General features: G+C 65.5%; 21 protein-coding genes. 4 read left to right on the forward strand and 17 right to left on the reverse strand.

Annotated elements, in window-relative coordinates:
- The first annotated feature begins 23 nt into the window (after positions 1 to 23).
- Positions 24 to 254: a hypothetical protein gene (locus GGI48_RS01790; protein ID WP_016962866.1), complete on the forward strand. Its 231-nt coding sequence runs from the start codon at positions 24 to 26 to the stop codon at positions 252 to 254.
- 104 nt (positions 255 to 358) lie between these two features.
- Here the strand turns inward: GGI48_RS01790 and GGI48_RS01795 are convergent, their stop codons facing one another.
- The 14 genes from GGI48_RS01795 to iolC all read right to left on the reverse strand — a co-directional run bounded on the left by GGI48_RS01795 (position 359) and on the right by iolC (position 16974).
- A complete protein-coding gene (locus GGI48_RS01795; RefSeq protein ID WP_016962867.1) occupies positions 359 to 577 on the reverse strand; it encodes a hypothetical protein in 219 nt (72 codons plus the stop codon).
- Positions 578 to 695: 118 nt separating this feature from the next.
- Complete coding sequence (locus GGI48_RS01800; RefSeq protein ID WP_179596602.1) at positions 696 to 2318, reverse strand: methyl-accepting chemotaxis protein; 1623 nt, start codon at positions 2316 to 2318, stop codon at positions 696 to 698.
- A gap of 293 nt (positions 2319 to 2611) precedes the next feature.
- On the reverse strand, positions 2612 to 3016 hold the full coding sequence (locus tag GGI48_RS01805) for a TraR/DksA family transcriptional regulator (protein ID WP_016962869.1): 405 nt from the start codon (positions 3014 to 3016) through the stop codon (positions 2612 to 2614).
- A 421-nt stretch (positions 3017 to 3437) separates the two neighbouring features.
- Positions 3438 to 4460 (reverse strand): ABC transporter permease, encoded by a 1023-nt coding sequence (locus GGI48_RS01810; RefSeq protein WP_179596603.1) that lies wholly within the window; start codon positions 4458 to 4460, stop codon positions 3438 to 3440.
- Between the two features lie 69 nt (positions 4461 to 4529).
- Positions 4530 to 6095 carry a sugar ABC transporter ATP-binding protein gene (locus GGI48_RS01815; RefSeq protein ID WP_179596605.1) on the reverse strand — a complete coding sequence of 522 codons (1566 nt, stop codon included), beginning with the start codon at positions 6093 to 6095 and terminating at the stop codon, positions 4530 to 4532.
- A gap of 84 nt (positions 6096 to 6179) precedes the next feature.
- A complete protein-coding gene (locus GGI48_RS01820; protein WP_179596607.1) occupies positions 6180 to 7106 on the reverse strand; it encodes a sugar ABC transporter substrate-binding protein in 927 nt (308 codons plus the stop codon).
- Positions 7107 to 7159: 53 nt separating this feature from the next.
- Positions 7160 to 7351 carry a hypothetical protein gene (locus tag GGI48_RS01825; RefSeq protein WP_080963059.1) on the reverse strand — a complete coding sequence of 64 codons (192 nt, stop codon included), beginning with the start codon at positions 7349 to 7351 and terminating at the stop codon, positions 7160 to 7162.
- Between the two features lie 323 nt (positions 7352 to 7674).
- Positions 7675 to 8685: a Gfo/Idh/MocA family protein gene (locus GGI48_RS01830; protein ID WP_179596609.1), complete on the reverse strand. Its 1011-nt coding sequence runs from the start codon at positions 8683 to 8685 to the stop codon at positions 7675 to 7677.
- A gap of 34 nt (positions 8686 to 8719) precedes the next feature.
- Positions 8720 to 10657 carry a 3D-(3,5/4)-trihydroxycyclohexane-1,2-dione acylhydrolase (decyclizing) gene (gene iolD / locus GGI48_RS01835; protein ID WP_179596611.1) on the reverse strand — a complete coding sequence of 646 codons (1938 nt, stop codon included), beginning with the start codon at positions 10655 to 10657 and terminating at the stop codon, positions 8720 to 8722.
- 133 nt (positions 10658 to 10790) lie between these two features.
- Positions 10791 to 11612: a TIM barrel protein gene (locus GGI48_RS01840; protein WP_179596613.1), complete on the reverse strand. Its 822-nt coding sequence runs from the start codon at positions 11610 to 11612 to the stop codon at positions 10791 to 10793.
- A 36-nt stretch (positions 11613 to 11648) separates the two neighbouring features.
- Positions 11649 to 13148: a CoA-acylating methylmalonate-semialdehyde dehydrogenase gene (locus tag GGI48_RS01845; protein WP_179596615.1), complete on the reverse strand. Its 1500-nt coding sequence runs from the start codon at positions 13146 to 13148 to the stop codon at positions 11649 to 11651.
- Positions 13149 to 13191: 43 nt separating this feature from the next.
- Positions 13192 to 13998 (reverse strand): 5-deoxy-glucuronate isomerase, encoded by an 807-nt coding sequence (gene iolB / locus GGI48_RS01850; protein ID WP_179596617.1) that lies wholly within the window; start codon positions 13996 to 13998, stop codon positions 13192 to 13194.
- A complete protein-coding gene (gene iolE, locus GGI48_RS01855; RefSeq protein ID WP_179596619.1) occupies positions 13995 to 14903 on the reverse strand; it encodes a myo-inosose-2 dehydratase in 909 nt (302 codons plus the stop codon). Before iolE ends, iolB begins: the two co-directional genes overlap by 4 nt.
- A 130-nt stretch (positions 14904 to 15033) precedes the next feature.
- Positions 15034 to 16974 carry a bifunctional 5-dehydro-2-deoxygluconokinase/5-dehydro-2-deoxyphosphogluconate aldolase gene (gene iolC, locus GGI48_RS01860; RefSeq protein ID WP_179596621.1) on the reverse strand — a complete coding sequence of 647 codons (1941 nt, stop codon included), beginning with the start codon at positions 16972 to 16974 and terminating at the stop codon, positions 15034 to 15036.
- 312 nt (positions 16975 to 17286) lie between these two features.
- On the opposite strand from iolC, the gene GGI48_RS01865 reads away from it, so the two are divergent.
- Positions 17287 to 18207: a MurR/RpiR family transcriptional regulator gene (locus GGI48_RS01865; protein ID WP_179596623.1), complete on the forward strand. Its 921-nt coding sequence runs from the start codon at positions 17287 to 17289 to the stop codon at positions 18205 to 18207.
- On the opposite strand, the gene GGI48_RS01870 is transcribed toward GGI48_RS01865, so the two are convergent.
- The 3 genes from GGI48_RS01870 to GGI48_RS01880 form a co-directional block, all read right to left on the reverse strand.
- Entirely contained in the window at positions 18204 to 19076 is an 873-nt protein-coding gene (locus tag GGI48_RS01870) for a patatin-like phospholipase family protein (protein ID WP_179596625.1), read from the reverse strand. The two genes, GGI48_RS01865 and GGI48_RS01870, sit on opposite strands and share 4 nt — an antisense overlap.
- Positions 19077 to 19264: 188 nt before the next feature.
- Positions 19265 to 20185, reverse strand: coding sequence for a DHH family phosphoesterase (locus GGI48_RS01875; protein ID WP_179596627.1), 921 nt, complete (start codon positions 20183 to 20185; stop codon positions 19265 to 19267).
- Between the two features lie 82 nt (positions 20186 to 20267).
- Entirely contained in the window at positions 20268 to 21737 is a 1470-nt protein-coding gene (locus GGI48_RS01880; protein WP_179596629.1) for a PLP-dependent aminotransferase family protein, read from the reverse strand.
- Positions 21738 to 21829: 92 nt separating this feature from the next.
- On the opposite strand from GGI48_RS01880, the gene GGI48_RS01885 reads away from it, so the two are divergent.
- Positions 21830 to 23053, forward strand: coding sequence for a multidrug effflux MFS transporter (locus GGI48_RS01885; RefSeq protein ID WP_179596631.1), 1224 nt, complete (start codon positions 21830 to 21832; stop codon positions 23051 to 23053).
- A gap of 296 nt (positions 23054 to 23349) precedes the next feature.
- Positions 23350 to 23961, forward strand: a complete 612-nt coding sequence (locus tag GGI48_RS01890) for a glutathione S-transferase (RefSeq protein WP_179596633.1) — start codon at positions 23350 to 23352, stop codon at positions 23959 to 23961.
- Positions 23962 to 23974: the final 13 nt, after the last annotated feature.

Genomic DNA, 23974 nt, shown 5'->3' on the forward strand with positions numbered 1-23974 from the left:
TCATCTCCAAGGGAAGGCTAGAAGTGACCGAACTAGATATTGGCGAGTTTTTCATTCGTGGCGAGTGCAGAGAAGTCGAAGGCGAATTCCAGGCCGTGATTGCCATGCGCGCCAAACCTCCACTGACTCAGATCACCTTCCACCAGGTGGAACGGGACCGCTGGTTCAAGACTCCGGAAGAAGCCCTGGCCGCAGCCAAGGCCTCGGCCAAGGCCCTCAAGCTGGCCATTGACCAGGGCGCCCTGAACGCCTGATTCCCCTCTTGACTCGAACACACCCGCCGCCCTGGCCGCACAGGCCCAAGGGCGGCGACAAGCGCCCAGCGCCCCCACCTCGAACGCCTGCGCCCAACCAAGATTCAAGCCGAGTGCCTGAACCCCTGGCGCGCTCCCTGGACACTGGCCAGTTGTGCCTGCCACGCCTGCCGGCACTCTTCGGCTTCGGCCCGACTGGCAAACGCGGTGCCGCGCTGCTCGCCATTGACCAGCACCACCCAGCACGCCTTGCGCCCCAGGGCCCGCAGCGAAGCGGGAACGCCACTGCCAATCATCACTGCCACATCGACTTTGCTGTGCATGGAGCACCTCGCGGAATTAGTTAGCCTCCTAACGATGTTCGGATACTAATCGCTTCCCGGCCTCGATAACAGCCCGAATCTGCACAGCAGCGTTACCTCGCGAGTAACAATCGACCTCTCAAGACTTGCGCCTAGGGGCTGCCTGCTCGGGTTTGTAGCCCAGGCGCAGGCCGCCCCAATGCCGTCCCTGGACCATGATCGGCACCGACAGGTCATGCATCAGCTCGCCGGTATCACGGGTGTAGGTCTGCAGCAACAGCGGCTGCTGGTGACTGCCGCAACGGATGCCGGTGCGATCGGCGAACTTGCGCTTGCTGCGGTTGTGCAGGATGTCCACCTGGGGATCGCCGGTCAGCGGCTGGGAGAAAATCTTGTTGTGGGTCGGTACATAACCTTCCTGGGTGCAGGCGATGGCGAACACCAGGCCGTCGTGGCGCGGCAGCAGGGACTCCTGGATCGGCGGCAGCACCTGATCGGTGTAGCGGTCGAACCGGGTCTGGTACTTGGGCGGATGGGTATTGGGAATCGGCTGATAGTGGCGGTCGAACAAATCATCGAGGCTGATGCGGTTCTGCGCCAGGTCGGCCTCGAACTGCTCGGCGATGCGCCGCGCGCCTTCGCGGGCCAGGTCATAGATACGCTGGTGATAGTCGTCCAGGCCCACCGCCGCCAAACGCTCGCTGATGGTTTCCGCCTGCCCTTCCATCTGCACCGCGGCCTCGGCCAGGCTGCGGGTCTGCTGGTCGCTGATGGCCAGGTCGCTGCGCATCTGCTCCACGGCGTGGAACAGGCTGTCGAGCTGTTCGCGATTGGTTTCGGCGCCCCGGGCGATCTCGCTGACCTGCTCCTCCACCCCCGCCGCCAGCCGCGCGATGTTGTCCAGATGCCGCCCGGTGTGCTCCACCTGCTCCACCCCCAGGTTCAGGTCGTCGGACAGCTGGCGGATCTGCTCCACCACATCGCTGGTGCGCTGCTGGATATCCGCCACCATCACCCCGACCTCGTCGGTGGCCGAGGCGGTGCGCCCGGCCAGCCCGCGCACCTCGTCGGCGACCACGGCAAAGCCGCGCCCGTGCTCCCCGGCCCGGGCCGCTTCGATGGCCGCGTTCAGGGCCAGCAGATTGGTCTGGCTGGCGATGGACTGGATCACCAGGGTCACCCGCTGGATCTCTTCGCTGCGCTGGCTCAAGGCCTCGATCAGCTCGCGGCTGCCATTGGCCCGCTGGCTCAGGGAATGCATGCGGCTGATGGACTCGCCCAGCACCGTGCGCCCTTCGGCACTGCTGGCATGGGCTTGGCTGGCGGCGCCCAGGGCCTGCTGGCTGAGCTGTGAGGTGACCTGTTCGGTCTTGATCATCACCTCGGCGTTGCCGACGATGCGCGCCGCGGCATCCAGCTGGGATTGCAGCTTGCCCGCCAGTTGCGTCACCGAATAGGCCACGCCAGCGGCAGACAGGGCGTTATGGGTGGTGCTGTAGGACAGGTCGCGGGTCAGCGAGGACAGCTCACTGTCGGCCGTTGCCGCCGGCGTCTCGGGCACCTTGCGGCTTCTCAGCCGGGGCAGCCAGACCACCAGCACCGCCAGAGGCAGGCACAGGTACAGCGACCAGTCACCCAGTGCCTGGCCAACCAGCAAGCCCATCAAGGCCGCGCTCTGCAAGGTCGGCGCCCACCAGCGGGCGGCGGGTGTTGCTGCCAGCGGTTGCGCGATCGGCACCGCTAGAGATCCTTCTCTTGACATGTTTAGCACCCCACATCGTTCTAATTATTTTCGGCATTAGACGCCACTATAAGGCCATTAACCATGGTCCCTTAGTAGGAAGAAGAGCAGCGGCAAGCTACAAGCAGCAAGCGGCATGTGCGAGGCATTATTCAGAGTCTTGGAAGGGGGATGTTGCAGTAGATCAACGGATGTGGAGGCAGGAGCAGCGTGGCGAGGGCCTGGCTCCCGCTCCAGTGCGCAGCGCTGGCACGGCTACGCACTCGGAGGCAAGGATGCACTTGCAGCTTGACGCTACAAGCTTGCAGCTGCTTTTAAGCCTGACGCTGATGCTTGTCGATCTGCTCGTGGCGCTCTTGGGCTTCGATGCAGTACTTGGTGGTCGGGCTGATCAGCAGGCGCTTGAGGCCAATGGGCTCGCCGCTGTCGTCGCACCAGCCGAAGGTGTCGTCACTGATCCGGCCCAGGGCCTGCTCCAGCTGCGGCAGCATGCGCTGATCGCGATCAATGGCGTTGACCAGCCAGGTGCGCTCTTCTTCGACGGAAGCGGCGTCGGCCGGGTCAGCCGGGGTGTCCAGGCTTTCAATGGCGATCCGGTTCTGTTCGATGCGCTCGTGGGTTTCCACCTTCATGGCTTGCAACAGGTCGCTGAAAAAAGCGTGCTGCTCGGCATTCATGTAGTCATCCGCCGGCATGGCCAGCAACTTTTCCTTGGTCATTGATTTCTCTATAAAAAATACGTGCATTAAGGCGAATTCAAACGGTTTCCGGTTGACCCGTCAGGTCATCAGAAAGGCGCCATACCTTCCAAGCGCCACCCGGCACTCAATTTACGAGGGGCGGCAGTCTAAGGCCGGTTTGAGGGCGCAGCAACTGAAATGACAGCGAATCTGTCCGACAAAACGCACAAAGCCCATAATCACGGGCTTTGCTGGCGCTTATCGGAGTGCGTTTATAACAAAAAATTCCATAGAGGCGTGCCTGTTAGAAGACAAACGGCAGTACCGGACAGCCAATTCGAGCCTTTTACCCCCCGTTTCAGCCCTTGTCAGCCGGCTTGTCGGCGAACCGGCCAGCCAGCGTTGCATTCCCTTATGGGCTGCTTTGCGGCCAAGCCAGCGTCGCCACCAGGCCGGTGCCTCAGCGCTTGAGCTTGCGCTTGTTGCGGTACTGGTCGATGACCACCGCCACCACGATGATCAGGCCCTTGATGATGTCCTGGATGTAGGCATCCACGCCGACAAAGGTGAAGCCGCTGGCCATGACCCCGAGGATCAGCGCGCCGATCACCGTGCCGGTAATGCGCCCCACGCCGCCGGCCAGGCTGGTGCCGCCGATCACCGCGGCGGCGATCGCGTCCAGCTCGTAGGACATGCCCATCCCCGCCTGCCCGGTGGCGGCCCGCGCCGAGGCCACCACCCCGGCCAGCCCCGCCAGCAGCCCGGCGATGCTGTAGACGATCACCAGATGGCGCTTGACGTTGATCCCCGAGGTGCGCGCCGCCTGCATGTTGCCGCCGATGGCGTAGGTGTACTTGCCGTACTTGGTGTAGCGCAGCGCGACATGGAAGATCACCGCCACCACCAGGAAGATGATCACCGGCATCGCCCCGTGGCCGATGGCGGTGTAGGAGTCGGAAAGCATGCTCACCGGCTGGCCTTCGGTGTAATAGCGGGCCAGGCCACGGGCCGACACCATCATGCCCAGGGTGGCAATAAAGGGCGGAATGCCGGTGATGGCGATGATGCTGCCGTTGATCGCCCCCGCCAGCAGGCCCACCCCCAGCCCGACCACTACCGGGATCCACACCGGCAGGTCGGTCAGGGACGGAAACACCGCCCGGGCAAAGTCCGAGGTCTGCGCCAGGCTGGCGGCGATCATCGCCGACAGCGCCAGCACCGAGCCCGAGGACAGGTCGATGCCGGTGGTGATGATCACCTGGGTCACGCCGATGGCCAGCAGACCGATGATCGACACCTGCAGGATCATCAGCACCAAACGCTGGGAGTTCAGCAGAAAGCTCTGGTCACGAACGATCCAGCCGAACAGCTCGAACACCAGGCCGATGCCGATCAGCACCAGGAAAATGCTCAGTTCGGTGGGCCAGCGCCGACGCGTCCTGGCGGGTACCACGGCCGGTTTGTTTTCAGACATCACGTTCATAACCACTCACCTTTGTTAGCGCCTGACCGTGACGCCTCAGCGCGCCGCCGGTCGCCATCGATTGGAGAATCAGTGCACCAGCGACATGCCCGACGCCAGTTGCATCACCCGTTCCTGGGTCGCTTCGCTGCGGTCGAGAATGCCCATGAGCTGGCCTTCGTGCATGACCATGACCCGGTCGCTCATGCCCAGGACTTCCGGCAGTTCCGAAGAAATCATGATCACCGCCATGCCTTCGCTGGCGAGGGCGGCGATCAGACGATAGATCTCGGCCTTGGCCCCGACATCGATGCCCCGGGTCGGCTCGTCGAGAATCAGGATCCGCGGCTTGGTCATCAGCCAGCGCGCCAGCAGCGCCTTCTGCTGATTGCCCCCGGACAGGGTATCGATGCACTGCTCCAGGGACGGAGTCTTGACCCGCAGCTTCCTGCACATGTCCTCACACAAGGCGCGCAAGGCCTTCTGCTGGATGAAACCGCCCCCGGCGTAATGCGGCAGCACCGCCACTTCCATGTTTTCCAGGACCGACAGGCAAGGGAACAGGCCGCTGAGCTTGCGATCCTCGGTCAGCAGGGCAAGGCCCTTCTCGATCGCCCGGTGCGGGTCGCCGATGCGCAGCGGCTGGCCGTCGAGGACAATCTCGCCGCCATCGCTTGGGGTGATGCCGAACAGGGTTTCGGCGACATTGGTCCGCCCCGAGCCCATCAGCCCGGCGATGCCGAGGATCTCCCCGGCGTGCAGGTCGAAAGACACGCCGTCGAACACCCCATCCAGGCGCAAGTCGCGGACCTTGAGCAGCAGCTCGCCGATGGGCTTCTCGCGCTGGGGAAACAGCTGGCTCAGCTCGCGCCCGACCATCATCGAGATCAGGCTGTCGCCGTCCAGGCTGTCGGCCCGTTGCAGGCCGATATAGGCACCGTCGCGGAACACCGCCACTTCATCAGCGATGGCGAACACTTCGTTCATCTTGTGGGTGATGTAGATGATGCCCTTACCCTGGGCCTTGAGGTCGGCAATGATCGAGAACAGGTGCGCCACTTCCTTGTCGGTGATGGCCGAGGTCGGTTCATCCATGATCAGCACGTCGGAGTCGTAGGACACCGCCTTGGCGATCTCCACCATCTGCCGCTCGGCGATGCTCAGGTTGCCCACCTGCTCCTCGGGATCGAGGTCGATGCGCAGGCGCTCCAGCAACTGCGCGGTGCAGCGGTGCATGGCGCGGTGATCGATCAGGCGCAGGCCGTTGATCTGTTCGCGGCCGATCCAGATGTTCTCGGCGATGCTCATGTGCGGCATCAGGTTGAGTTCCTGATGGATCATGGCGATGCCCGATTGCAGGGCCGCCAGGGGCGTGTCGAAGACCACCGGCCGGCCCTTGAGGCGCAGCTCGCCGGCGTCCGGCTGATAGATGCCGGCGATGATCTTCATCAGGGTCGACTTGCCGGCGCCGTTCTCGCCCATCAGCGCCAGTACCGTTCCCGGGCGTACCCGCAGTTGCACATCGGACAGGGCCACCACGCCGGGAAAGCCCTTGCTGACGTTGATCACCTCCAGCAGATAAGGCTCTGCGGTCGCCGGGGTGACCGCCTGGACGGCGGCCAGCGGGGTGCTTGAGGCAGTCGCGCAAGAGAACATGATCAGGTACTCCATCGTCAGGGCCGGCCGGGGCCGCCCTGTCACTTATTGTTGTTATGGAACCGCTTGGCCGGGTGCGCGGCGTTACTTGAACTGGTCGACGTTGTCCGGGGTGATCAGGCGATACGGAATCCACACCGCCGGCTCCACCGGCTCATGCTTGATCATCTTCACCGCGGTATCGATGGAGCCGTCCGCCTGGCCCTTGGCGTCCTGGAACACCGACAGCGCCAGCTCGCCCTTCTTCACCGCGCGCAGGCCATCGGGGGTGCCATCGACACCGGCGATCAGCACGCTGCCCTTCTCGACCCCGGCCTGCTTCAGCGCCATGGCGGCGCCAATGGCCATTTCATCGTTGTTGGACACCACCGCGTCGAACTTGCGGCCCTGGGTCAGCCAGTCGTTGACCAGGGTCATGCCCTTGTCCCGCAGCCAGACCCCGGTCTGCTCCTGATCGATCTTGATCCCCGGGTACTGGGTCAGCACTTCCTTGACCCCCTTGGTGCGGTTGGCGGTGGAGTTGTTGGCCAGATCGCCCAGCAGGATCACGATGTCGCCCTTGCCGCCCATTTTTTCGGCCAGGTACTGCATCTGCATCTTCCCGGCCTCCAGGTCGTTGGAGGCCACGGTGACCACGCCCTTGGGCAGGTTCAGGTCATCCGGGCGGCGATTGACGTAGACCAAAGGGATGCCGGCCTTAACCGCGGCCTCGGTGATTTTCTTGGTGGCGGCGGTGTCCACCGGGTTGACCACGATGGCGTCGACCTTCTGGCTGATGAAGTTCTCGACCTGGCTCAATTGCTTGACCACGTCGCTGCGGGCGTCCTCGAACTGCAGCTTGACGCCATCGGGCAGGGACTTGGCTTTCTGATCCATCGATTCGCGCAGGTAGGTCAGCCAGGTGTCATCGAACTGCGACATGCTCACGCCGATCTTGATATCGGCCAGCGCCGCCCCGCTGGTCAGCAGCAGCGACAGCGCGAGCGAGGCAAAACGGATCTTGGTGTTCATCACAGGTCTTTCTCCACATTCTTGTAGGTTTTATGGATAAAGCGCAGAACGACTCAGAGCGGCAGACGCACCACAGGCGCCCCCGGAACGCAGCACAGCAGCGCACCGTTGCGCTCTACGCAGAGAAAGCCGAGACAGGTCAGGAGGATGGCCGAACGACTGGCCCGGGGTGTCGCGGCGGCCGGCGCGCGAAAAGAGCGCAGCGGTGAAGTGACAGCGAGGACAGCGGATTTGAAGGTTTTCATCGACGGTACCTGTTTGTTTTTGTGGGTCGGTGCACGCCGCGCTCAAAGCCTGCTTGAGGGGTGTGCAACCTAGCTAGTCGGCAACCTGGAAATGACTTTATTGGAAAATAATTTCTATATCAACTCATTTTAGAATTTTATTCTAAATCGGTTTCCCCCCGGTAAAACCGGCACTGCGACGACTGCGGGCCCAAGACCTGCGCTTCCCGCAAGGGCCCCTTCCGGCAATCCTCACACCTCCCCCTGCAGGAGCTGGCTTGCCAGCGAAAGCGCCCCCCAGCCCTGCGCCTACTCCAAGCCCCGCTTCGCCGGCCAGCCGGGAATCAGGCGTAGAAGCCCGGACGCTGGGGCAACTCGATCTTGACGATCTGGCCGCTGTTCTGCGCTTCGATACAGGCATCGGCCGCCACCGCCGCGGCAAAGCCGTCCCAGGCCGAAGGCCCGCCCACCTGGCCGGCGCGCACGCCGTCGATAAAGGCCTGCAACTCCACGTCATAGGCGGCGATAAAGCGCTCCTTCCAATCCATCAGGATGGCGTTGGACAGCTTGGCTTCGCTGCGCAATTGCACCTGGGACGGCTCCGGCAGCTTGGCGATGCCGCTCTCCCCCACCACTTCGCACTGGATGTCGTAGCCGTACTGGCAGTTGACGAACACCTCGACGTCGATCCGCGTGCCACGGGCGGTTTCCAGCAGCACGATCTGCGGGTCGCGCAAGTGGGCCAGGGCCTTGCTGGTCTTGCGCGGGAACACCACCTGCACCGACACGTAGTCGTCGGCCAGCAGCCAGCGCAGCACGTCCAGTTCGTGGATCAGGGTGTCGGTGATGGCCATGTCGGTCTTGTAGTTCTCACCCACCCGCGGGTTGCGATGGGCGCAGTGCAGCATCAGCGGCTCGCCGATCCGGCCGCTGTCGATCACCGCCTTCAGGGCCTGGTAGCCGGCATCGTAGGGACGCATGAACCCCACCTGCACCAGGCGCTTGCCGTGGGCGATTTCGGCCTCGACGATGCGCCGGCAACCGGCGGCGGTCACCGCCAGGGGCTTTTCACAGAACACCGGCTTGCCCGCGGCAATCGCCGCCAGCACGAATTCCTCGTGGCTCGGGCCCCAGGAAGTGACCAGCACCGCCTCGACGTCCGCCGCCTTGATCAGCGCGTGGCCGTCCGGGTAGACCTCGGCGCTGAGCTTGAGGTCGCCGAGCACCTTGGCCGCCGACTCAAGGTTGATGTCGGTGACCGCCACCACCTGGCTGCCCAGCAGGGTCTGGCTGCAACGACGGATGTGATCCTGGCCGATGGCGCCAGTGCCGATAACACCAAGTTTCAAAGACATGCAGATACTCCTGTGGTTGTGCGTTGCAGAGCAATCAGTACTGCCGGGCCTGGGCCAGGCGTTCATTAAGGATCTTGGCCGCCGCATCGGTGCGTTCGCTGGTGGACACCTGGGCCACGCCCACCCGCCACCAGGACAGGTAGCCGTGGATCATGGTCTTGGGCAGGACCTTGATATCGATCAGGGTCGAGACGGTCTGGGTCCGGGCATCGGCCAGGGCCGCCAGCAGTTGCTCCTCAGTGCTGACCTTGTAGGTCTTGCAGCCGTAGGCGGCGGCGCTCATGGCGAAGTCCACCGGCACCAGGCCACCGTCGAGCTTGCCGCTCTGCGGGTTGCGGTAGCGGAACTCGGTGCCGAAGCTGTCCATGCCGTGGCCCATCTGCAGGTTGTTGATGCAGCCGAAGGCCATGTTGTCCAGCAGCAGCACATTGATCTTGCGCCGCTCCTGGATCGAGGTGACCAGCTCCGAATGCAGCATCAGGTAGGAGCCGTCGCCCACCAGGGCGTACACCTCGCGCGCAGGCTCGGCGAGCTTGACCCCCAGGGCCGCATTGACCTCGTAGCCCATGCACGAATAGCCGTACTCCACGTGGTAGCTGTTGACCGCCTTGCTGCGCCAGCTGCGCTGCAGGTCGCCGGGCAGGCTGCCGGCGGCAGCGACGATGATGCCGTCCTCGGGCAAGGCCTGGTTGAGCAGCCCGAGCACCCGGCTCTGGGTCAGGCAGGAGCCGGTCAGCTCGATGAATTCCCGCAGCAGCGCCGGGTCCATGTGGTCGTTGATTTCCGGGACAAAACCGTCGTCCTGGTATTGCACCTGATACACCCGGTCCACCTCGGCGTCCAACTGCGCCTTGGCCGCGCTGATCTGCCCGTCCCAGGCCGCCCGGTAGCCGCTGCGGCCCAGGGTTTCGCTCAGGGCCTGCAAGCCGGCGCGGGCATCGGCCAATAGCTGCACACCCTCCATCTTGAGGCTGTCGCCAGGGCAGACATTGAGATTGAGGAACGCCACCTCCGGGTGCTGGAACAGCCATTTCGACGAGGTGGTGAAATCGCTGTAGCGAGTGCCGATGCCGATGATCAGGTCGGCGTCCCTGGCCAGCAGGTTGGCCGCCAGGCAGCCGGTCTCGCCGATCCCGCCGACGTTCAACGGGTGCTCGGAGACCACCGCGCTCTTGCCCGCCTGGGTTTCGGCAAAGGGGATGCCGAAGCGTTCGGCAAAAGCCTGCAACGCCCGGTTGGCCCCGGAATACTTGACCCCGCCGCCACAGATGATCAGCGGCTTGCGCTTGCCCTGAAACAGCGCCAGGGCATCGCCGAGCATGGCCTCGGTGGCCGGACGGCGGTCGATGCGATGCACGCGCTTGGCGAGGAAGGCGTCCGGGTAATCGTAGGCTTCGCCCTGCACATCCTGGGGCAATGCCAGGGTCACGGCGCCAGTTTCCGCTGGGTCGGTGAGTACGCGCATGGCGTGGATCGCCGCGCTCATCAGTTGCTCGGGGCGGTTGATGCGGTCCCAGTATTTGCTCACGGCCTTGAAGGCATCGTTGGTGCTGATGCTCAGGTCATGGAACTGTTCGATCTGTTGCAGCACCGGGTCCGGCTGGCGGCTGGCGTAAACGTCCCCCGGCAGCAACAGCAAAGGAATACGGTTGGCGCTGGCGGTGGCCGCCGCGGTCAGCATATTGGCCGCGCCGGGGCCCACCGAGGAGCTGCAGGCGTAGATCTTGCGCCGCAGGTGCTGCTTGGCGAAACCGATGGCGGCATGGGCCATGCCCTGCTCGTTGCGGCCCTGGTGCACCACCAGGTCGCCACTGTCCTGCTCCAGGGCCTGGCCCAGGCCGAGCACGTTGCCGTGGCCAAAAATGGTGAAGACCCCGGCAATGAACTTGCTCTGGACCCCATCCACCTCGACGTATTGGTTATCGAGGAATCTCACCAGGGCCTGGGCCATGGTCAAGCGTGTCGTACTCATGGTTTGCACCTTAATGTTGATGTGTCTGCCAACACGTCCGTAGGAGCTGGCTGGCCAGCGAAAGCGCCTTGGAGACTTGCGCCCCGCTGTGGGGGCCCTTCGTCGGCAAGCCGGCTCCTACGCGAGGGCGGTGTTAGGCCAGGGATTGCTGCAGGTGGGCCATGCTCGCCTCCAGCGCCTGCCGGATGTCCGCCAGCCCGTGCACGCTCTCGGCAAAGGGCTCGAACGACAGGTAGCCGCGGTAGCCACCGCTCAACAACGTGTCGATCTGCGCCGCAGTGCCGAGGATGTCCGCCTCGCCCACCAGCACCCGATGGCCGTCGCGAATGCGGTTGAGCGGCGCTTCGCGATCCTCGACCCCGGAGATGTGCACCAGCCCGGTCAGCTCGGGGAAGCACTCCTCCTCACCGGCCAAGTGGTGGTGGAAGGTGTCGTGCACCAGGCGCAGCACGTCCAGGCCGCCGCTGGCACGGATCGCCTCCAGCGCCGTGCGCTTGTGGCGCAGCGCGCATTCCTCAAAGCCCAGGGGCTCGATAAACCCCAGCAGGCCGTGATCCCGCAGAATCGGCGCCAGCTCGCGCAACGCGCTGTGCAAAGCGCTGCTGCGCTGGGCCTCGGTGCGTGGGTCGGCACGCTCATTGAGCGGGCACAGCACCAGCCCCTCGGCCCCGCAGGCACGGGCATAGGCGGCCAGCCTCAGGGCCTGCTGGCGACGCTCGTGGTTCCACACATCGAAGGGGTACAGGGCGTTGATCGACAACACCTTGATGCCCTGGGCCGCGCACAATTCGCGGACCCGCTGCGGCGGCGTGCCGTCCTCGATTTCCACGCCCGCCAGGTCATTGCGGATCTCAATCGCATCGACCTTCAGCGTCCGCGCCAGGTCGATAAACGCCGGCAGCAACAAACGCGGTGCAACCATACGATTCAGGGCGAAACGCAGGGGCTGGCTCATTCTTCTTGTTCTCCAAAATCCATCGCGTCGAGACAGTTACTGGGCGGTCGGCATGCTGAATTCCGGGCCCTTGGCGATGCTCTCGGGCCAGCGCTGCATCACGCTCTTGTAGCGGCTGTAGAAGCGCACCCCTTCCTCGCCATAAGCGTGGTGGTCGCCGAACAGCGAACGCTTCCAGCCGCCGAAGGAATGCCAGGCCATGGGCACCGGGATCGGGACGTTGATGCCGACCATGCCCACCTTGATGCTGCGGGCAAAGGCCCGGGCCACGCCGCCGTCACGGGTGAAGCAGGACACGCCATTGCCGAATTCATGGGCGTTAATCAACTGCACCGCGCTGGCAAAGTCGGGCACCCGCACAATGCCCAGCACCGGCCCGAAGATTTCCTCGCGGTAGATGCTCATCTCGGGGGTGACCTGATCGAACAAGGTGGCGCCGACAAAAAAGCCCTGCTCCGCCCCCGGCACCTTGAAGCCGCGACCGTCCACCAGCAGCTGCGCGCCCTGGGCCACGCCCTGGTCGATGAAACCTTCAACCTTGGCCTGGTGCTCGGCGGTCACCAGCGGCCCCATGTCGCTGTCGCCGTGCAAGCCGTTGCCGACCTTGAGCCGGTCGATGCGCGGCAGCAGCCTGGCGATCAATTCATCAGCCACCTCACCCACCGCCACGGCGATGGAGATCGCCATGCAGCGCTCGCCGGCCGAGCCGTAGGCCGCGCCGATCAGTGCATCGGCGGCCTGGTCCAGATCGGCGTCGGGCATCACGATCATGTGGTTCTTGGCCCCGCCCAGGGCCTGCACACGCTTGCCTCGGGCGCTGGCCTGCTGGTGGATGTACTGGGCAATCGGCGTCGAACCGACGAAGGAAATCGCTTCGATGTGCGGGTGCTGGAGCAAAGCGTCCACCGCGCTCTTGTCGCCCTGGACCACGTTGAACACCCCATCGGGCAACCCGGCTTCGGTCAGCAGGCGCGCCAGCAGCAGGCTGGCGGACGGGTCGCGCTCGGACGGTTTGAGGATGAAGCAGTTACCGGTAATCAGGGCGATGGGGATCATCCACAGCGGCACCATCACCGGGAAGTTGAACGGCGTGACCCCGGCGCACACGCCCAGGGGCTGGCGCAGGTTCCAGTTATCGATGCCGCCACCGATGTTGTCGCTGAAATCGGTTTTCAACAGGTTCGGCGCGCCGCAGGCGTACTCGACGATCTCGATGCCACGGGTCACCTCGCCCATGGCGTCGGACAGCACCTTGCCGTGCTCGCGGGTGATGATCTGCGCCAGTTCCGCGTGGTGCTGGTCCAGCAGTTCCTTGAACTTGAACATCACCCGCGCGCGGCGCAGGGCCGACTGCTCGGACCAGGCCGGGAAAGCCTTCAGTGCCGACGCCACGGCCTCGTCCACGGTCTGCTGGCTGGCCAGGGCCACGCGGGCCTGGACCGCCCCCGTGGCCGGGTTGAACACCGGGCTGAAACGCTCGCCGGCCACCCGCTCCTGAGCGTCGATGTAATGGCCGATTACCGGGGTGTCGCTCATTGTTCTTGTTCTCCGTAAAGAGTTGCCGTCTGGGTTCGGGGCTTCAGAGATCCAGCAGCCAGCTGTGCTGCGGGTCGTTATGGAACTGCCAGACCCGCTTGGGCCCGGCCATGACGTTCAGGTAATAGGACTCGTAGCCGTAAGGCACGCTGACCGGGTGATAGCCCTTGGGCACCACCACCAGGTCGCTGTTTTCCACGGCCATGGCCTGGTCGATGCTGCGGTCGTCGGTGTAGACCCGCTGGAAGACGAAGCCCTGGGGCGGGTTGACCTGGTGGTAATAGGTCTCTTCCAGAAAGCTCTGGTGCGGCAGGTCATCGGTGTCGTGCTTGTGCGGCGGGTAGCTGGAGGAATGCCCGGACGGCGTGCGCACCTCCACCACCAGCAGCGAATGGGCCGGCTCGCTGTCGGGCAGGATGTCGCAGACATAACGGGTATTGGCGCCCTTGCCGCGCACGCTGCGCTTGCACTGCTCCGGACGGATAAGGCGCGGGCCGAGGCCGGCGGCGGCATCACCCGGGGCGGCGCACAGGGCAATCTGCACCTCGCTCAAGGCACTGACCTGGGCCTGACTGCCCGGCGGCAGATAGACGGCAAAGGGCGATTTGTCTTCGAACACCGATTGCCGGTCGCCCAGGTTGTACCACTGGAAGGCGCCCTGGGGCGACTCGCCCTGCACGTCGATGCGGCCGCTGAGCAGCACCAGGCACAACTCCTGGTCGCCGGCGCTGAGCGGCAGGCTGTCCCCCAGGCTCAGGCGGTAGGCACTGAACCCCACGTACTCCAGGGCGCCCTCCGGCAGTTGAACCAGGGTCCGGCCCTGGGTCGCGCTTTTAACCAACAGATTCATTGGCCTGTCCTCGACGATGGCAGCGCGGCGTCCAGCAACGCGCGCAGGGTGTCGTAGCCTTTTTTCGCATAGACGTAGCTCGGCGCCACGGCCGGGTCCTGCTCGGCTTCCACCACCAGCCAGCCCTGGTAGTCAGCGGCCAGCAACACATCGAGCAAGGCGGCAAAGTCGAGGTCGCCATCGCCGGGCACGGTGAAGGTGCCGTTGACGATGCAGTCCGGAAAGCTCCACAGGTTGTTGCGCGCCAGTTGCACCACCGGCTTGCGCACGTCCTTGAAATGCACATGGCAGACCCGGCGCACATGCTTGCGCAGCACCTCCAGGGGCTCGCCGCCGCCCATGTAGCAGTGGCCGGAATCGAACAGCAGGCCGACTTCCTCGCCCGTCAGGCGCATCAGCGTGTCGATGTCCGCCGAGGACTCGACGTAGGCGCCCATGTGATGGTGATAGGCCAGGCGCACGCCCTGGGACAGGGTGAAGCGCGCCAGCTCCGTGAGTTTGTCGGCGTAGTCCTGCCAGGCCTGTGCGCTGTGGAAGCGCGGGCGCTCGATCAGGCGCACCGGTGAGCCCTGGATCGAATCGGCCACTTCGCCGTAGACCAGCACCGAGGCGCCGTTGTGCTTGAGCAACTCGATATGGCTGGCGATGGCGTCGATTTCCTCGGCCGCCGAGCGCCGGGCCAGACGCCCGGAATACCAGCCCGATACCAGCGCCAGCTCATAAGGGCGCAACACATCGCCCACGCCCTGGGCGTCCTTGGGGAACTTGCCGTTGAGTTCAAAGCCTGCATAGCCGATCTCGCGCCCTTCGCTGAGGGCGGTGTCCAGGGGTGTTTCACCGCCCAGGGCCGGCAGGTCGTCGTTGCTCCAGGAGATCGGGTTGATGCCAATTCGGATCGCGGGCATGGCTGCACCTTTTGTTGTTATTCATGAAAGCGTGGAGAACGGCCTCGCACTCGTAGGAGCTGGCTTGCCAGCGAAGGCGCCGGCGAGCCTGGCACCAGGCTCAAGACCCTCTTCGCCGGCCAGCCGGCTCCTACAGGGGGCGGGCGCTGCGCCAGGCGTTGATCAGTTGTTCGAAGGTGCCCTGCACCTGCCGGATCAGGGTCTGGTCGTCGATCTCCCGCGCCAGCCACGCTCGGCTGGGTTCCTGGAAAATCGTGCGGCCCACGGCAAAACCACGGCAGGTCTGGCTGTTGGCGGCTTGCCGGAAGCCCTCGGCGAGGGCTTCGGCCGAGGCATTCAGGCCCAGCAGCACCACGCCACGGCAATACGGATCGCGCTCCTGGATCAGCTCATCGAGCTTTTTCCATTCTTCGGCCGATTGCGCCTCGATCTTCCACCACGCCGGGTAGATGCCCAGGTTGTACAGGCGCTTGAGGCTGCGGTAGAGCACCTCGGGATGGGCGCCGGGCAGGTCCTTGGGCGGGATGATCTCCAGCAGCAGTTCATGCCCGCTGACCTGGGACGCCTGGTACAGGCCACGGATCTGCGCTTCCTGTTCCAGGCGCAGCAGGGGTTCGTCGTCCGGGTGAAATTGCACCAGGCACTTGATGATCTGCTCCTGGGGCCAGGCGATCAGGTTGCTGCCCACCGAGCGCCCGTGCTCGAACGCCAGGGGCCGCGAGCCCTGGACTTCCACCGGCCGCGCCACCCACCAGCCGCGCCCGGTGGCGGCGTTCAGCGCGTCCTGGCCGAAGCGCTGGTCGGCCAGCAGGCCGACATCGGCCTCGATGCCCCGGCGCCGCAGGTCGGCTTCGACCCGCTGCACCGCTTCTATAAAGAGCTGCTTGAGCTGAGGAATGGCCGCAAGCTCGCGACCGCCCTGCTGGGCCAGTTCGACCAGTTGCCCACGATGATCGAAGGCAAAGACGAACAGTGGCTTCCAGGCCTTGCGCGGCACGCTGACCTGATGCAGGCGTTGCAGCACCGGGTCCTGATCGGGACGGGTGATCGGCACCGGGCTGCTGAACAGGTAGTCCAGTTCGGCCCGGGTCGGCATCGCCGGGGCGCAGGCATGGCGCGACACCACCAGGCCGCCGCAGGCGTTGGCCAGCTGGCAGCAGCGCTCATCGCTGGCCTCTTCCAGCCAGCCACTGAGGAAGCCGGACATAAAGGCATCGCCGGCGCCCAGTACGTTGAGCACTTCCACGCGCACGCCGGGGTAGACCGCCGCGTCTTCCAGGCGCGGCGGAATCGCGCCGTGGATCACCGTGCAGCCCTGCGGGCCGAGCTTGACCACCAGGGTCGCGGCGCTCAGGGAGCGCACGGTGCGCAGGGCCGTCAGCAGGTCGTCGCTGCCACCGGCAATCAGGAATTCCTCTTCGGTGCCGACAATCAGGTCAAAACGCCCGAGGATGCCCTGCACATGCTGGCTGACCTGCGAGTCGGCGACGAACCGGGTCTCGCCGTCGGCCTTGCCCGCCAGGCCCCAGAGCACCGGCCGGTAGTCGATGTCCAGGACCCGCCGGACCCCGTGCTTTTCGGCGTAGTCCAGGGCCTGCAGGCTGGCCCGGTAGACGCCGTCGGTGGAGAAATGGGTGCCAGTGATCAGCAAGGCCTTGCTGGAGGCAATAAAGGTTTCGTCGATGTCGGCGGCGCACAGCGCCATGTCCGCGCAGTTCTCGCGGTAGAACACCAAAGGGAAGGTTTCGCGGTCCTTGAGGCCCAGCAGGACCAGGGCGGTGAGGCGCTGCGGATCGACCTTGACCGCGCTGACGTCGCAGCCTTCGCGCGCCAGCGATTCCACCAGGAAGCGCCCCATGTGATCGTCGCCGACCCGGCTCAGCATCGCCGACTTGAGGCCCAGGCGCGCGGTGCCGAAGGCGATGTTCGCCGACGAGCCGCCCAGGTACTTGGCAAAGCTTGCGACGTCCTCCAGCCGCGCCCCGACCTGCTGCGCGTAGAGATCGACGCCCAGGCGTCCGAGGCAAATCAGATCCAATTGACGCCCACTGGCAAAACGAGTCTGGCCCATGCTGGCTCCTGTTATTTTTATCAGCCTGCGCTCGTCGCCGTGGTCAGGTGCCGAGCACTCTTGGTCGGCCCAGACTAAAACGTCTCCCAGCCTCAATCAATATTTTTTCTATATATTTTTTACATGGAATATATTTTCCATTAAACTTTTTTCAAGCCTGAGCCAGACGCCCTGCATCGTTTCAGCAACGCCCCGGCCGGCAGGGGCCCGAAGATTTTATCGGCCCCTACCCTGTAGACTGCCGGCTGCCCACCTATTGTCAGGGGACGGCCCCACAGCCTGCCCCACCCGTACAAGCCAGAAGGATTGTCTATGTCCCGCACCGATCAGCCGGCCTTGTCCGAGAGCACGCCCGAGCGCGACCTCGCCAGCCCTCCGGCGAATGCCGAGCGGCTGCTGCAGTTGATCACCGAGGAATACGAAGGCCTGCCGCGCCAGCTCAAGCGCATCGCCAGCTACATGAGCCAGCAGAGCGACCGGATCATGGTCGACCGCATCAGCGACATCGCCCGGGAGTGCGAGGTCCATCCTTCGGCCATCGTGCGTTTCTCCCAGCGTTTCGGCTTCAGCGGCTTCAGTGAAATGCAGGCGCTGTTCCGCCAGGCCTACACCCACAAGGCCACGCCGGTGCAGAACTACCAGCAGCGCATCCGCAGCATGATCGCCAACAAGTCGCAGAAGGCCAGCGGCGGCGACCTGGCGCGCGAGTGCATCAATGCCACCCTGTCGGGGATCGAGCGCCTGGGCCTGGAACTGGACGACGCGGTCTTCGAACAGGCGGTGGAGCTGGTGGTCAATGCCGACAACATCTACGTGGTGGGGGTGCGCCGCTCCTTCGCCGTGGCCGACTACCTGGTGTACAACCTGCAGCACACCAACAAGCGCATTCACCTGGTCTCGGGCCTGGGCGGCAGCTACCGCGAGCAGATGCGCAGCATCCGCCCCAACGACCTGGTGATCGCCATCAGCTTCACCCCCTACGCCAAGGAAACCCAGCACTGCCTGCGCATTGCCCAGCACAACCAGGCCCAGACCCTGATCATCACCGACAGCACCCTGTCGCCCCTGGCCAAGCGCGCCAACAGCGTGCTGCTGGTCAATGAAGGCAGCTCCTTCGCCTTCCGCTCACTGAGCGCCACCCTGTGCCTGTGCCAGGCGCTGTTCATCGCCGTGGCCTACCGCCTGGAACTGAAGATGGACGAGATTCACGAACAGGGCGGCTTCGACGACTAGCCGGACGCCGGCCCATGACTGTGGGCCTGCAGGGCATCGGGCACGCCCCGGCGCTGCAGGCCGCCCTGCTCGACCCAGTCCAGGGTCTGGCGGTACGCCCGCTGCAGCAGCGCTTCGGTCTGGTTGAAGTCGAACACCGACACCCCCAGCGGACACAGGGGGTCGACCACATGGATCGCCACCCGCGACGCGTAGAGTTCGATGTCGCGCACCAGCTGGCGCATGCTCAACAGGTTCAGGGTGTGCAGGGCCAGGGCCAGCATCCCCGCCGGCGGCGCCGGGCAGGCGCAGCCGAAACCGGTGGGCAGGACAATCACCCGAGTGGCCCCCAGGCCCACCGCGGCGGCAATCGGCGTATTGCTCGCGACCCCGCCATCCACCAGCAGCTTGTCGCCGATGCGCACCCAGGGAAACACCAGGGGAATCGCCGCGCTGGCCAGCAGCGCCTGCTCGGTGTCGCCACTGGAGAGCACTTCCTGGGCCCCCGTCAGCAGGTTGGTGGTGACGATATGCAGCGCCAGTCGGCTGTCCTCGATACGCGCCACCGGCAACGCCCGGCGCACCAGCCGGGACAGGGCCGTGGACGGCAGCAGGCAGCCGCGATGGCGTAGCAGGCCGGTCAGGCTGTCGAACCAGGAAAACGGAAACACGTCGCCCTTGCGCAGGCCGCGCCAGAAGTCCGCCAGCTCGGCCACGCCCCGGGCATCGGGCCGCGCGGCGAAATAGGCGCCATTGATGGCGCCCACCGAGGCCCCCACCACCAGATCGAATTCCAGTCCCAGTTCCACCAGGGCTTGCAACATGCCGACCTGCACCGCCCCGAGACTGCCGCCTCCGGAAAGCACCAGCGCGGTTGTGTCCTGACTCATGGCTGATCTCCCGCGCCGTTATCGACGCTCTAGAAGCTCAGCATAGTCGCCCGTCAAAGACCGGCAGCAACCGCCCCGGCGGCGCTATTGGTAGATCTTGGCGCCGTACAGGAACTCCGCGAAACGCTGCCAGGGCGAGGCCTGTGCCAGGCCCTGGGTGGCGCCCATGCCGGTGGCTGCCGCCCGGTTCAGGGCATTGCCTGCAAAGCCAGGCCCTTGCGCAACAGCTCCTTGCGCAGGATCGGCCGGGCCAGGCAATGCACGCCGTCCAGGGTGCTGCACTCCAGCAGCCGCTCAAGCTTGCGGGCACTGCTCGGGCTGCCGGTCAGCAGGTAGCTTTTGCCCTCGCTGAGGCTGATCAGGTTCAGCAGCCAGTCATCGCCCCACTGCCCCAGCACCTGCTCGATCAGGCTGCGCTGGCGCGCCAGCAGGTCCTCGCCATTCCACAGGGTCAGCTGGGCAAAGCGCCGTGGCAGGTTGCTGGAAGGTTCAAGAACCTTCAGGTCCTTGAGCAGTGCTTGCGCCAGTTGCGCTTCGATCTGTTGCTGGCATTGCTGGAAATACGCCTCGGGCCACTGCGGCCCCAGGCCGGCATGGGCGGCCAGGGCGGCATAGGCCTGGCGGTCCGCTGCGGTGCATCCCTGATCGGTGAAGTTCAGGGTGTTGTCGAGAATCCCCGCCGCCAGCAATTGCGCGCTGTCGCGGCTGATCCTGGGCAGCAGCCCGGAATCGCGCCAGCGCTCATAGACCTGGGTGCAGGCGGCGCCGATCGGGCGGATATCGGCGTATTTGCCCAGGCGCTCGTCCCAGAAGGCCTCGAACCCCGGGTGATGGTCGATGACCTCCACCACCCGCGCGAGGTCCACCAGCGGGTCCAGGTGCAGGTGGTTGGAAATGTCCACCAGCACGAACTGATCGGCGCCCTCCGGGACGTGGCTGTCCAGGCCCTTGAGGATGTCCCTGAAACGCTGGGGAATGCTCTCGTTGAGCGGCGCGCTGCTCAGGGCCCGGGCCGGGCGGCCGCTGAGGTTGAGCAATTCGGCGTAGGCGATGCAGCCGGCGTAGGCGTCGATATCCAGATAGGCCGCGCCGGAAGTGACAATGAGCATGACGTCCGTGTAATCCACAAAGGCCAGGGGCCGGGGCGGCGAGAGTGCCCCAGCGACATGACAGGCAGATGACAGCCCCTGCTCAGGGTTCTTGCCCCTGCCGCGCCTCGGCCACCAGCAGCGCCGCCAGCCGCGATCCACTGAAACGGATCTGCGCCAGGCTCAGGGCCGCGTAGCCGATGATCACCGCTGGTGGCCGGCGCACGTCCTGGCAATGTTCAATCACCCCTTGCAGCAGCAGCCCCTGCTCTGCCGCGCGCTGGCGAAAGCCCGCCTCGTCGCTGCCCGGCGGCAGCTCCAGGAGCAGATGCAGCCCGGCCTGCTGGCCACTGATGCGGTAACAGCCGGGCGCCTCCCGCGCGAGAATCGACAGCAGCAGGTCGCGGCGCTCCTGATAAGCCTGGCGCGCCGCCCGCAGGTTGCGCAGGAAGGCGCCGCTGGCGATGTAGTCGGCCAGGGCCAGTTGCTCGATCACCCCAACCGAGCGCCCGGTGTTCTGCAAGGTGGCCAGCAGCCGGGCACGCAGCGCCTCGGGCAGCAGCATGAAGCCCACCCGCAAACCGGCGAACAGGGTCTTGTTGAAACTACCGCAGTAGATCACCCGGTCATCCCGATCCAGCGACTTGAGCGCCGCCAGGGGCGCGCTCTGGTAGTTGAACTCGCTGTCGTAGTCGTCTTCCACCACCCAGGCCTGGCTGTGCCGCGCCCACTCCAGCAGCGCCAGGCGCCGCGACACCGGCATGGTCATGCCCAGGGGCGCCTGATGGGCCGGGGTCACGTAGACCATGCGTGCATCGCGGTGCTCTTGCAGTTGCGCCACGTCGATGCCCTGGTCATCCATCGGGATCGGCACCAGGTGCGCCCCGGCCAGGGCAAACAGGCTCTGGGCCGAGAGGTAGCCGGGGTCTTCGATACAGACCTTGTCCCCTGCTTTGAGCAGGCTGCGGGCCAGCAGGTCGAGGCCATGGCGGATGCCGGTGGTGATCATCACTTGCCCGGCATGGCAGGCGATGCCCCGGTGCTGCCCCAGGTACTCGGCGATCTGCTGGCGCAGGGCTGGCAGGCCAGCGGGGTCGGCATCGCACAGCGATTGCGCCGTGGCACTGCCCAGGGCTCGGGTCAGGGAACGGGTCCAGCGCTGCAGGGGAAACAGCGCCGGGTCGGCCAGCCGCGCGACAAAGGGCTGGCCGGCGCGCACGCTGAGTGCTGGGTACGGCGGCTCGCCGTCACTGACGGCGGGCGCTAGCCCCTGTGCCGGGGCGCTCAGGTAGAGGTCCGGCACCACGGCGCAGACCTGGGTTCCGGAACCACTGGCCCGGCTTACATAGCCTTCGCTGCGCAGGCGGTCGAAAACCACCTCCAGGGTGCCCCGGGACAGGCCCCAGCGCTGGGCCAGGGTGCGGGTCGAAGGCAAGCGGCAGCCGGCCGGCAGGCGCTTTTCCAGGATCGCCTGGCGCAAGGCAGCGTAGGCGCTGTCCTGCTTGCCCTGGGTTTCATCCATGCGCTCCGGCAGGGGCAGGTCGAGGGGCACGGGGTGTTTTCCACGGCTCATAGTGGTCCAGTCAAAAGCGCTCTAAACGGTGCTCGGCATTAAACCATAAAGACCTTAATTTCAGCGCCGTCCCCCCTTGCGCCGAGCCTGCCATGCCACCCGTTGCCCCCTCCACCACCCGTTCCATCGCGATTGAACCCGCCCTCGCCCCCTGGCTCTGGACCCTGTTGCTGCTGGTGGTGGTTTGCCTGCCGCGGATCAGCATCGACCTGTACCTGCCGGCGCTGCCGGCCATGGCCGACGACCTGGGCGCCAGCGACACCCAGCTGCAGCTGACCCTGAGCCTGTACATGCTCGGCTATGCCCTGTCGATGCTGCTGGGCGGGCCGCTGTGCGACCGCTATGGCCGGCGCCCGGTGCTGCTGGCGGGCACCGCGCTGTTCCTTGTAGCCAGCCTGGCTTGCATGCTGGCCGCCAGTGTCGAAATGCTGATGGCCGCGCGCCTGCTACAAGCGTTGGGCGGTTGCTGCGGCACCCTGGTCGGCCGGGTCATGGTCCGCGACCGCTGCGCACCCGAGGAGCAGCCGCGCCTGCTCGGGCTGCTGTCCATGGGCATCGCCCTGTCGCCGATGCTGGCGCCGCCACTGGGCAGCCTGATCGACCACCTGCTGGGCTGGCGCGGGTTGTTTCTGTGCCTGAGCCTGGTGGCCGCGGCGGCCTGGCTGCTGATGTACAAACGGCTGGCCGAAACCCGCCCGCCGCAGCTCGCCCCCCTGCTTGGCAAGCACCTGCCGCGCCTGTACCTGCGGCTGCTGGGCGAGCGCTATTTCATGCGTTATTCCCTGGCCATCGGCTGCCTGTACTGCACCTATTTCCCCTTCATCCTGCAATCGTCGGCGCTGTTGCAGCGCCAACTGGGGCTGTCGCCCACGGCCTACGCCCTGGTATTCGCCGCCACCGTCGCCGGCTACCTGCTGGGTTCGCGACTGTTCCAGCGCCTGGGCGCCCGTCACGGCGCCGACCATCTGATAGCCCGGGCCTGCCTGTTGAACCTGGCCGGCGCCGGCCTGTTGCTACTGGCTCGCAGCCTGTGGCCCGACAGCCTGTGGGCGATCGTCCTGCCGATGCTGGCGCTGATGTTCTCGGTGGGCCTGGCGATCCCCGCCTGCCAGCTGGCGATCCTGCAACCCTATGCGGCGGTGGCGGGCAGCGCCTCGGGGCTGTTCTTCTTTATCCAGATGGCCCTGACCGCCGGCTGCGGGTTGCTCGCCAGCCTGCTGGCGGACAGCCTGGCCGGCTCGCTGCAGGCCCTGACCGGCCTGTTCAGCCTCGCCCTGGCCCTGGTCTGGTGGGGCCTGCGACCACGGCGGCGGTAGGCATCGGCGCAGAACGCCTTCCTGCACGCCTGTAGCCGCTGCTGAGCCTGCGAAGCTGCGAAAAGGCCCGCAGGGCCTTGCTTGACGATCTCCCGCCAAACCCGCAGCGGCCTCAAGAGCGCTGCGGCCCTTCGTGCCGTTCGCAGCCTGCGGCAGCGGCTACACCAATCCCCGATCGGCATTGGCCTGTAGCCGCTGCTGAGCCATGGCAAGGAGCTGTGCAAGGCCGCTTCAATACCGCTAAATTGGCCGCGCCGTTGCCATCCGTTGTGCCGTTCAAGACAAGGAAATACGTGATGAAGCTTATTGGAATGCTCGATTCACCCTATGTGCGCCGCGTCGCCATCAGCCTCAAATGCCTGGGCCTGCCCTTCGAGCACCACTCGGTCTCGGTGTTCAGCACCTTCGAGCAGTTCAAGGCCATCAACCCGGTGGTCAAGGCTCCGACCCTGGTCTGCGACGGCGGTGAAGTGCTGATGGATTCGAGTCTGATCCTCGACTACCTGGAGGCCCTCGCCGGCCCGGAACGCAGCCTGATGCCCAGCGCCCTGCCCCAGCGGCTGCACGAATTGCGCCTGATTGGCCTGGCCCTGGCGGCCTGTGAGAAGTCGGTACAGATCGTCTATGAACGCAACTTGCGCCCGGCGGAGAAACAGCACGGCCCCTGGCTGGAGCGGGTCGGCGGCCAATTGCAGGCCGCCTATGCCGAGCTGGAGCGCGAGTTGCAGAAACAGCCCCTGCCCCGGGATGGAACCCTGGGCCAGGCCGGCATCAGCCTGGCGGTGGCCTGGAGCTTCAGCCAGATGATGGTGGCGGACCAGTTCGGTCCCGAGTCGTTCCCGGCGGTGCGCGGTTTTGCCGAATACGCCGAACAGCTGCCGGTGTTCCTCGACACCCCCGCCACCTGACCTCCACACCGCC

The organism is Pseudomonas protegens (assembly GCF_013407925.2).
Classification (GTDB): Bacteria; Pseudomonadota; Gammaproteobacteria; order Pseudomonadales; family Pseudomonadaceae; genus Aquipseudomonas; species Aquipseudomonas fluorescens_AP.

Excerpts from the sequence above, each read along its gene's own strand:
- GGI48_RS01795 (WP_016962867.1), bottom strand. The coding sequence starts at position 577 with ATGCACAGCAAAGTCGATGTGGCAGTGATGATTGGCAGTGGCGTTCCC.
- GGI48_RS01800 (WP_179596602.1), bottom strand. The coding sequence starts at position 2,318 with ATGTCAAGAGAAGGATCTCTAGCGGTGCCGATCGCGCAACCGCTGGCA.
- GGI48_RS01805 (WP_016962869.1), bottom strand. The coding sequence starts at position 3,016 with ATGACCAAGGAAAAGTTGCTGGCCATGCCGGCGGATGACTACATGAAT.
- GGI48_RS01810 (WP_179596603.1), bottom strand. The coding sequence starts at position 4,460 with ATGAACGTGATGTCTGAAAACAAACCGGCCGTGGTACCCGCCAGGACG.
- GGI48_RS01815 (WP_179596605.1), bottom strand. The coding sequence starts at position 6,095 with ATGTTCTCTTGCGCGACTGCCTCAAGCACCCCGCTGGCCGCCGTCCAG.
- GGI48_RS01820 (WP_179596607.1), bottom strand. The coding sequence starts at position 7,106 with ATGAACACCAAGATCCGTTTTGCCTCGCTCGCGCTGTCGCTGCTGCTG.
- GGI48_RS01825 (WP_080963059.1), bottom strand. The coding sequence starts at position 7,351 with ATGAAAACCTTCAAATCCGCTGTCCTCGCTGTCACTTCACCGCTGCGC.
- GGI48_RS01830 (WP_179596609.1), bottom strand. The coding sequence starts at position 8,685 with ATGTCTTTGAAACTTGGTGTTATCGGCACTGGCGCCATCGGCCAGGAT.
- iolD (WP_179596611.1), bottom strand. The coding sequence starts at position 10,657 with ATGAGTACGACACGCTTGACCATGGCCCAGGCCCTGGTGAGATTCCTC.
- GGI48_RS01840 (WP_179596613.1), bottom strand. The coding sequence starts at position 11,612 with ATGAGCCAGCCCCTGCGTTTCGCCCTGAATCGTATGGTTGCACCGCGT.
- GGI48_RS01845 (WP_179596615.1), bottom strand. The coding sequence starts at position 13,148 with ATGAGCGACACCCCGGTAATCGGCCATTACATCGACGCTCAGGAGCGG.
- iolB (WP_179596617.1), bottom strand. The coding sequence starts at position 13,998 with ATGAATCTGTTGGTTAAAAGCGCGACCCAGGGCCGGACCCTGGTTCAA.
- iolE (WP_179596619.1), bottom strand. The coding sequence starts at position 14,903 with ATGCCCGCGATCCGAATTGGCATCAACCCGATCTCCTGGAGCAACGAC.
- iolC (WP_179596621.1), bottom strand. The coding sequence starts at position 16,974 with ATGGGCCAGACTCGTTTTGCCAGTGGGCGTCAATTGGATCTGATTTGC.
- GGI48_RS01865 (WP_179596623.1), top strand. The coding sequence starts at position 17,287 with ATGTCCCGCACCGATCAGCCGGCCTTGTCCGAGAGCACGCCCGAGCGC.
- GGI48_RS01870 (WP_179596625.1), bottom strand. The coding sequence starts at position 19,076 with ATGAGTCAGGACACAACCGCGCTGGTGCTTTCCGGAGGCGGCAGTCTC.
- GGI48_RS01875 (WP_179596627.1), bottom strand. The coding sequence starts at position 20,185 with ATGCTCATTGTCACTTCCGGCGCGGCCTATCTGGATATCGACGCCTAC.
- GGI48_RS01880 (WP_179596629.1), bottom strand. The coding sequence starts at position 21,737 with ATGAGCCGTGGAAAACACCCCGTGCCCCTCGACCTGCCCCTGCCGGAG.
- GGI48_RS01885 (WP_179596631.1), top strand. The coding sequence starts at position 21,830 with ATGCCACCCGTTGCCCCCTCCACCACCCGTTCCATCGCGATTGAACCC.
- GGI48_RS01890 (WP_179596633.1), top strand. The coding sequence starts at position 23,350 with ATGAAGCTTATTGGAATGCTCGATTCACCCTATGTGCGCCGCGTCGCC.